This is a genomic window from Paenibacillus sp. E194, from assembly GCF_000935845.1.
Taxonomy (GTDB): domain Bacteria; phylum Bacillota; class Bacilli; order Paenibacillales; family Paenibacillaceae; genus Paenibacillus_B; species Paenibacillus_B alvei_B.
On sequence record NZ_JMDX01000302.1, the window covers coordinates 1 to 5,893 of the forward strand.

The 5,893-nt window shown below is 47.3% G+C and carries 6 protein-coding genes; 2 read left to right on the plus strand and 4 right to left on the minus strand.

Annotated features, from left to right (window positions below; genetic code table 11):
* Positions 1–949: M23 family metallopeptidase (locus AZ66_RS25745; RefSeq protein ID WP_052648877.1), on the plus strand; the 949-nt coding region annotated here is incomplete at its 5' end.
* 203 nt (positions 950–1,152) lie between these two features.
* Here AZ66_RS25745 and gpr read toward each other — a convergent pair.
* On the minus strand, positions 1,153–2,154 hold the full coding sequence (gpr, locus tag AZ66_RS25750; protein WP_044357474.1) for a GPR endopeptidase: 1,002 nt from the start codon (positions 2,152–2,154) through the stop codon (positions 1,153–1,155).
* A 272-nt stretch (positions 2,155–2,426) separates the two neighbouring features.
* Between gpr and rpsT the strand changes: the two genes are divergently transcribed.
* Positions 2,427–2,699: a 30S ribosomal protein S20 gene (gene rpsT, locus AZ66_RS25755; RefSeq protein ID WP_044357475.1), complete on the plus strand. Its 273-nt coding sequence runs from the start codon at positions 2,427–2,429 to the stop codon at positions 2,697–2,699.
* 60 nt (positions 2,700–2,759) lie between these two features.
* On the opposite strand, the gene holA is transcribed toward rpsT, so the two are convergent.
* The 3 genes from holA to AZ66_RS25770 form a co-directional block, all read right to left on the minus strand.
* Positions 2,760–3,812 (minus strand): DNA polymerase III subunit delta, encoded by a 1,053-nt coding sequence (gene holA / locus AZ66_RS25760; protein WP_044357476.1) that lies wholly within the window; start codon positions 3,810–3,812, stop codon positions 2,760–2,762.
* A 257-nt stretch (positions 3,813–4,069) separates the two neighbouring features.
* A complete protein-coding gene (locus tag AZ66_RS25765; protein WP_044357478.1) occupies positions 4,070–5,392 on the minus strand; it encodes an anti-sigma factor family protein in 1,323 nt (440 codons plus the stop codon).
* Positions 5,389–5,893: RNA polymerase sigma factor (locus AZ66_RS25770; RefSeq protein WP_082061735.1), on the minus strand; the 505-nt coding region annotated here is incomplete at its 5' end. The genes AZ66_RS25765 and AZ66_RS25770, both read right to left, overlap by 4 nt.

Here is a 5,893-nt window from a genome sequence, read left to right on the forward strand (position 1 = left end):
AACAAAAACAGGAGGCACAGCCGAGATTGAGAAGTCCATAACTGGACAGATCGTATCCGTACAAGCAGAAACAACAGATATATTAACGCCTGAACTGGTCTCAACATGGATTCAAGAACGAAACGGCTCGCAATTGTACCGCTATTTGTCCAAGGAACTGAAAGAAGCAATACCGGAAAGTTATCTACCGAAGCTGCTTCAAGCACTATGGAAAGAGGGCGAGCGTCCCACCCTTGTGGCCCACAAGAGCTTCAGCGGTATTGAATCCTATGTATGGACAGATGCAACTGGGTTGCGAGGAGTTCAAACAGGGATAGCGGGCAATCAGATCGTAACATTACAAATGTACCCGCTTCACAAATGGGAGTCTGATCTTCATCCAACCAAACAAGCCTATAAGCCACCTTTTGTGGGACAATGGTTTGTGTTCTGGGGCGGCAATAATGAGTTCTTGAACTATCATTACGAATCATTGGGACAGCGGTATGCCTATGATCTGATTATGGAGCGTGATGGATTCAGCTACAAAGGAGATCCGACGAAAAATGAAAGCTACTACGCATTTGGCCAACCAGTCGTAGCTCCGCGAGACGGAACAGTCGTCCGGGTTGAGAACAATATTGCAGACAATAGTCCTGTTGGCGTCATGAATGAGAAAGAAATGGCGGGGAATTACGTGGTCATTGATCATGGCAATGGGGAATACAGCATGCTTGCTCATTTCAAGAAAGGCAGCGTTGTTGTGAAAAAAGGCGACGTTGTCAAGCAAGGTCAACTGCTAGGAGAGTGCGGCAATTCAGGCAATTCAAGCGAACCGCACATCCATTTCCAAGTATCAGATACACCACAATTCGAAGAGGGCATGTCGATCCACATTCGTTTTGAAGGTGGGATTGATCCTGTGTTCGGTCAAACGATTACAGGCCAAAGCGCAGTCGCAACGAAGTAAGCATGTTCACTTATCCCTTTATCACCATGTAGCTTCTATGAAATGAGATATCGTTTCTTGATAGAAAGATAACGACTAATAGGATGGGCAAAGAACAAGCGAAAAGATCGAGTGCAGGCACACTAAGGAGGCCAGAACTCGATCTTTTTCGTTATTATCGTGGCGTTATTCTATTGTATGACCGCGTCATACTTCTGGATGACTTAATGCGTATACGCATTAACATTCTCCGTATCGACCGCATCATGCAGTGCGGCATTCAACCCACTCGCAATAATATTCGCCATATCCTCCATGAACTCGTCCACTTCCTTTGGCGTAACAACCAAATCATGACCGAGCGGCTCAAGCACTTCCTTGACGAGCATTAACCGTTCCTGTTCGTTAATATCATCCAGCATGCCAAGGATTTCTCTCGTCTGATTCGTTTCCTGCTTGAAATGCTCTTTCATATAATCAATCGCATTATTCACAATTGTGGATGCATAGCAGACCGTTGGCACTCCTATTGCTATACACGGTATGCCAAGAATGTCCTTCGTCAATCCACGTCGCTTATTACCTACTCCGGAACCTGGATGGATACCGATATCTGCAATTTGGATGGTCGTGTTCACTCGCTCGAGCGCCTTGGACGCCAATGCATCTATCGCAATGATGACATCCGGCTTCGTCCGTTCTACAATCCCCTGTACAATTTCGCTTGATTCAATCCCAGTTACTCCAAGTACTCCAGGTGCAACTGCGCTTACCTCGCGGTACCCGGGACTTACTTGATCCGGCATAATTTCGAAGTAATGCCGAGTAACAAGTACATTCTCAACAACAAGTGGACCAAGCGCATCCGGCGTGACATTCCAGTTGCCTAGACCTACAATGAGCGCCTTGGAGTCTTCGTTCACCCCGACCTCTGCCAAAAATCCTTCGAACAATTGTGCGAATTTGGTTGCCACTCGATCCTGCAGCTGACTATCCTTGCGCCGCAAGCCCGGTACTTCAATCGTAATATATCGTCCTGGAAGACGGCCAATTGCTCGTGAACCTTCTTCGGTCTGAACATGAATCTTCGTTACTTTAATCCCGCGAACATCCTCCACTTCTTCGGACACCCCAGGGATTGGAATTGCACTGTCCGGCTGAGCGATTTCTCTCGATTCTAATGCTAAGTCGGTTCGAACTGAATAAGATTTCAAATCTGCTGTCATGGTAAACGCCTCCCGCTACGCACATCATTTTCTAACGTATATTTTGCGCACAGACGCATTTCTTATACGAATCATGATATAAGCAAAAGTCAACGGTGACAGAGCTTTGAACGTTCCTTACCCTTCGTTCGGGTATTCCGATACCAACATGGTAAATGTATTGCTTTTTATGTTGTGGCGTGATAGAATACTTTAAGTTGTGAATCTATTTTTCTTATGAACGAGGGAATTGGATTCTGTTGTCGCACTACGATGCAACGGAGGTGAAATCAATGCCAAACATTAAATCCGCTGTTAAACGCGTTAAAACAAACGACAAGCGCCGTCTGTTGAACGCTTCTCAAAAATCTGCACTTCGCACAGCTGTTAAAGCTGCTGACACTGCTTTGGCTAACAACGAAGCAGAAACAGCTACAGCTGCTGTCGCTTTGGCTTCCAAGAAATTGGATAAAGCTGTGACAAAAGGCTTGGTGCACAAAAACGCGGCTTCCCGCAAAAAGTCTCGCTTGGCGACGAAATTGAACGCTCTGCTTGCACAAGCGTAAGCTGGAGCCTTTTCATACTTAGCTAGAAGCGAAGAAACCAGAAGATGAACGCCAAGGCGTTCATCTTCTGGTTTCTTTTTGTATTCTTGCTATTCCTTTAGACATCCGCATAATGAACAGCTCCAAGCCCAACACCTTCTCTACTCGGCCTGACTTCATTTCATAGTCGAGCTCTGCCGCCTCCGCTATCCATTGCGTCAGCTTATTTCCATCATAGTCACGCGCTTGCTCGTAAGCCATTTTGACGGCGTATGGATGCAGCCCAAGTTGGGAAGCTGCCTGCTGCTGACTGAAGCTGCGGCTCGTCAGTTCCTTCACCTGTACCATAATTCGCAATTGCCGTACGATAAGCGCCATAATCTTAATAGGCTCTTCTTTCTGCTTCAACAATTCGTGTAGCGTATCGAGCGCCTGATCCGCTCGCCGTTTGATAATATCCTCAACAAGCTGAAATACATTCTGTTCTGTGTTTTTGGCAATCAAGGAGTGGATGGTCTCTACCACAACCGTTCCGCCTCTCCCCGTGAACAGGCAACACTTCTCAATTTCAGCCGACAATGACTGCAAATTCGTCCCTGCACTGTTCAGAATCGCACGGATTGCCTCATCCTCGATCGCACACTCGTGCTTCTCCGCTTCCTTGCGAACCCACATCGTCAGTTCGTCTGCGCTAAGCGGCAAGAAAGGAAGCACTGCTCCAGCTGTCTTGGCTTTCTTAACCGTCTTCTTCCGTTCATCCAGCTTGTCCGCCTGCACGAGAAATACAACAATGCTCGTGTCCATTGGATTATCCATGTACTCAAGCAATCGCTCCGTCTGATGCTCAATCTTGCCATCCTTCCCAGATGCGAATACCGACGAATCCTTTACAAGAATACATTTGCGCGGTACTAGAAACGGCATCGTCTCCGCCTCTGCGACGACTGCCTCAACCGGGTGTTCCGAAGTATCCATCTTCATAATTGCTAATTCACGATTATCTTCTCCGACTGCATGCTCTATTAAGAATTGTACGAACTCCTGAATCCGATATTTTTCAGTACCATACAGAATATAGATGGAGCGCGGAAAGCCGCGCTTAATTTCCTTGACGGCTGCTTTAATATCTACCAAATTGCTAGCCTCCCCTTACGATATAACGAACCTCATCATAGCAGACTTTGACACAAAAACAAAGGGACTGGCACAACATCACTGTTGCGCGAGTCCCTTTGTCCCCTAACATCTATAATAAACATTTGCCACGAAGCTCTAGAAACTCCGGTACAAATGGTCATTCGACGTACGGGAAAGCATTCTGTCTTCTTGATACCATACTATACGCAAGGACGTAACAATGTGTGCATGATAGCCCTGCATGTAAGCCCTTTTTATTGCGATTGTTGAATTGAGCCTTGAATGACTTCTTTCTCCGCTGGATTCCCTGCGTCCACAATCGGCTCGAGCGTATCATTCTTCAGTTCATACTGGAGCTTACTCGATTTCCCATCTTCTCCGGATGAGACAACTGTCAGCTTCGAGCTATCTGCCGACCAGATTAGCTCAGATGGCTTCTCTGCTACAGCAATCGTCTGCAGCTTCGTTCGCTCCTGACCATTTAGCTTATAGAGCAGCAGCTGTCCATTGTCCCATGTCGCCATAAGGCTGCCGTTCGGTGCCGTCGCTTCAGCTACAGATGTGATAGAAGGCCCAACAAAGGAATTAATTTCCTTCTGTTCTGGCATCTTATCGCTTCCATCCTTCTGAGGCTCTTTCGGCGGCTCTTCTGCTAGAACTTGTTCTGTATCCTTCTGCTGCGGATCCTTCTTCGCATCTTGTTTCTGCCCATCTTGATTTGGCGGCTGTTTGTCTGCATCCGGTCTTGTTCGCGTCTGTCCACCTGTCACAGAACGATCTGCTGAAACTGTCTCCTGACCCTTCTTAGGATGAGAAGTGCTTTCTTTCGACTCCACATCCTTTGGTGTTGGAATGCCGATCTTCTGTTGGGACGAGTCTTTCATTTCCTTCTGTCTATCTTGCGCAGACTTCTCCTTATCCGCTTCTCCCGTTCCCTCTGTTGTCGCATATGAAGAAGGTTCGGTTGGATTGTTTTGCGGATCGTTATTCGACGGTTTCTCCTTCATCGGAGAGCTGGATTCGGATTTCGTAACTTGAGAACTATCGGATCTGTCTGCAGTCTCGGTCTTCATTAGCTGCTCGTTCCCAAGTTCACTGAAGTCGCCAGCCTGTTCCACTGTAGGCGGCTTGAAGTTGACAATAAATAGACCAAGCACAAGCCCTGCTGCGATGACAGCGCTGGTCGCACGCCAGCGGATTCGTTCGAACCAGCGTTGCTTAGTTGGTTGAGGTGTCGCAGTTTCCTTAACGATACGCGGCTTGATAGGCGATCCAGTTGCTGCATGGCCCGCTGACACAGCCTCTTGTGGATATGCTTCTACATTTGGTTCGACCGCAGCAAGCTGCTCATCTCGATCAATGATATCCAGCGCTGGCATAATCGCATCAACTAGGCTGAATTTCGGCTCGACCTTAGGCAGCTGAGCTAATTCCGTATGGAGCCGTTCCAATCGCCTAGCCATCTCACTGCAGGCGGGGCAATGGTTAATATGCTCAGTCAGAAGGTGCTGTTCCGAATCATTCAAGTCTCCATCCAATTTCCGCTGCATAAGTTCCATCACCTCTGAACAGTTCATCCTCGCACACCACCTTTCTCGTAATCTTGCAGCATAGTCTGCAGCTGTTGTCTGGCGCGGAATAGATATGATTTCACCGTATTGAGAGGCAAGTTCAAGCTATCAGCAATTTCGTTATACGAGAAATCTTGCAAGTAGCGAAGAACAACGACAGCACGGTGATGTTCCGGCAGTTGGTCAATCGCTTCTCGTATATCCTGCGCTGCATGGGAGGATAGGACATTCCTCTCTACGCTTTCATTGCCAAGGAATGTGAGATTATGCTCCTCTATCGATACAGTCGGCTTCGTGCGGCGGAATTTGTCGATGCAAATATTCGTCACGATGCGCTGTACCCAAGTCTTGAACTGTGCTTTCTCCTCATACGATTGAATTTTAGTATATATCCGGATTAAGGCCTCTTGGGACGCGTCCAGTGCATCCTGCTCATTATTCAGTATGTAATAAGCAGTTCGATACACATATTGTTCGATTTCCCGCAAAAGAGTGATAAGCGCGTCT

What these genes read in the sequence shown, in the direction of transcription:
- gpr (WP_044357474.1), bottom strand. Translation starts at nt 2,154, where the DNA reads ATGACAGCAGATTTGAAATCTTATTCAGTTCGAACCGACTTAGCATTA.
- rpsT (WP_044357475.1), top strand. Translation starts at nt 2,427, where the DNA reads ATGCCAAACATTAAATCCGCTGTTAAACGCGTTAAAACAAACGACAAG.
- AZ66_RS25765 (WP_044357478.1), bottom strand. Translation starts at nt 5,392, where the DNA reads ATGAACTGTTCAGAGGTGATGGAACTTATGCAGCGGAAATTGGATGGA.